The following is a 2,809-nucleotide window of genomic DNA, read 5'->3' as shown; positions in this document are numbered from 1 at the left end:
GGACAAAAGAGACCGAATGTGATTGTGCTCACACAGCCCAAACGCTTCGGGCTGGACATTTCCGACTACATGGCAGCCGTAAGGGCGGCCGAGAATGTCGATTTCTCGCGACGTTACAAACTTTATGACCTCTACGAGGACATTCTGATGGATACCCACCTTTCCTGTGTGCTCGAAAAGCGAAAGAATGCCGTGCTGTGCTCCAACATGGAATTCCGGGTGGACGGGAAGCCCGACGATAAAATCAACGAACAGATACAGTCGCCCTGGTTCAACCGGCTGGTGGGTGACATCCTTGATGCGAAATTCTGGGGCTTCTCGCTCTGCCAGTTCTACAAGCTGCAGGAGTGGGTGGATTATGACCTGGTACCGCGCAAGCATGTGGATCCGGTCAGGGAACTCATCCTGCGCCACCAGACGGACATTACCGGCCATTCCTGGAATGAATATACCGACCTGCTTTTTGTGGGTTCACCGTCCGATTTGGGGCTGTTGGCCAAGGCTGCACCTTGGGTCATTTACAAACGTAACACCACGGGCGACTGGGCACAGTTCTCCGAGGTATTCGGCATGCCCATACAGGAATATATCTATGACTCCGACGACGACGAGTCCCGCCAGCGGGCCATGGAGGATGCGGCCAACGCCGGAAGTCTGGCGCAGTTCTTTCATGCCAAGGACACGGAACTCAAACTTACGGAAGCCGGAAACAAAACAGGGTCTGCCGATGTCTATGAACGCCTCTGCGAACGGTGCAACAACGAAATTTCCAAACTGATACTGGGCAATACGCTGACAACCGAATCGTCCGAAAAAGGCACACAGGCTTTGGGTACGGTTCATAAGAAAGTAGAGGACAAGGTACTGGAGGCTGACCGGAAATACGTGCTCAACGTGCTGAATTACGACATGACGGACATTCTGCTGCGCATGGGCATCAATACTGAAGGGGGGACATTCTGCTTTCCGGAACCGAAAGAAACGGATGCCGGTACCAAAATATCCATCCTCACGCAGCTGAAGAAGAACTTCAACATCCCCATCGACGACGATTATCTCTATGAGGAATTCGGTATCGACAAACCGGCCAATTACGAGCAGCTGAAGGCGGAACAAAAGACGGCTGAACAAGCCGACCGGATTCCAAGCCCGAAGAAGGAGCCGGAGCCAGCGAATAAGGGACGGGATGATGAACCGACACCGAAACAGAAAAGAAACTTCCGGAACTGGCTCAAAGGTTTTTTCGTGAAAGCCCCGGCAGACGGGGCAGCTTTAGACTGGTAGTCGACAGACTGTATGCGGCTGATAATGGCAGCGTCTCCATGGAGTTTGACTTCTCCGAAGAGGTGCTGCGGCGTGCCTTGCTGAACATATACAGCAGGGACTTTCATCCGGCAACCGAAATCGAAATCAACCTGTTCAATGAAATATGGGCAAAGATGGACAAGGCGGCAAAGGAAGGGTTCAGCAAATCCAAGGCCATTACTCCGGACGAGGATTTCAGAAATGCCATACTCCGGAACAATGCCGTATTCTCGGCATTCAAGGTACATCGTATGCAGAATGACATGGCACGACTTTTATTGGATTCAAACGGCATTTTAAAACCGTTCGACAAATGGGTACAGGAAGTCTTGCCCATTGCTTCCCATCAGGTTCGTCACTGGCTGCGGACGGAGTATGATACGGCGGTCATCCGGGCGCATCAGGCGGCTGACTGGCAACAGTTCCTGCGCGAACGCGATATTCTGCCCAACCTCAAATGGCTACCGTCCACCTCCATTCATCCGGGGGCTGACCACCGCCCGTTCTGGAATACCATCCGGCCGATTGATGACACGTTCTGGAACATCCACCGACCGGGCGACCGGTGGAACTGCAAGTGCGACCTCACTGCCACCGACGAGGAGCCGACACCACTTCCGGACGAAGACGACAAGAACAAGCCCCAGCCCGGACTGGATAACAATCCGGGAACGGACGGCAAACTGTTTTCCGACAATCATCCATATCAGGCAGAAGCCCACAAGGGTGCCCATAAAGCGGTGGATAAACTTATGGCCCGTATTGACGAGATGATTGCGGAAATGCCGGACTACCTTACCGGGGAGGAAAAAATGGCCATTGCCCGGAACAACCTCGAAATGGAAAAGGCTCTTAAAATCAAAAAAGGAAAACCTATGGATGTGGATAAGGCGGATAAACAGAATGCGAATCCCAAACACGTGGACGAGTATATTCCTGATCCTAACGGGATATATCGTGATAAAAGGGGAAACAGATACCGGAAGAACAGCGATTACGATAAAAAACGGGATACTCCATACAGTATCAACTGCCAGACTTGCGCACCGGCATACGCTTTACGATTACGTGGATGGGATATTACCGCCAAAGGCAATGTCGCAGGGTCTAAACTTGAATACCTGAGTAATGGACGTGCTTTTGAAGTCTGGAAAAACACCGACGGTACTCCGGCGCAACATATAAGTATAAACAGCTGGCTTGCGCACAAAGGGTACTTGAAAATGACCCCTAAAAGGTACATGGAGTATTTCAATGAGGTATGTAAGGAAGAAGGCGTGTATGAATTGAGTATCGGCTGGAAAAGCGGGGGCGGGCATGCTACAATCCTGCAACGGTTTGCGGATGGTGAACTAAGGTATATCGAACCCCAAAGCGATAATTCTGCCGGTTCAGGAATGGAATGGAAAGACGTAAAATATTTATGTGAAATAGGAGCTGCGACTTCCCACAACTGCAGGGGAGTCCTGAGAATTGACAATAAGCTATTCGATGTCTCCTTCCT

General features: G+C 51.2%; 2 protein-coding genes. Both read left to right on the top strand.

Going from position 1 to position 2,809, the window contains the following annotated elements; all coding sequences use genetic code 11:
* Positions 1-1,284, top strand: a 1,284-nt coding sequence (locus tag ABUA47_RS22975) for a DUF935 family protein (protein WP_349832119.1), incomplete at its 5' end; no start/stop codon positions are given.
* A gap of 38 nt (positions 1,285-1,322) precedes the next feature.
* A partial coding sequence (locus tag ABUA47_RS22970) for a toxin glutamine deamidase domain-containing protein (RefSeq protein WP_349832117.1) occupies positions 1,323-2,809 on the top strand: 1,487 nt, incomplete at its 3' end.

Source organism: Bacteroides sp. RTP31139st1_H2_RTP31139_211217 (assembly GCF_040227615.1).
Classification (GTDB): domain Bacteria; phylum Bacteroidota; class Bacteroidia; order Bacteroidales; family Bacteroidaceae; genus Bacteroides; species Bacteroides uniformis.
This window is presented reverse-complemented; position numbering and strand designations above follow the sequence as displayed.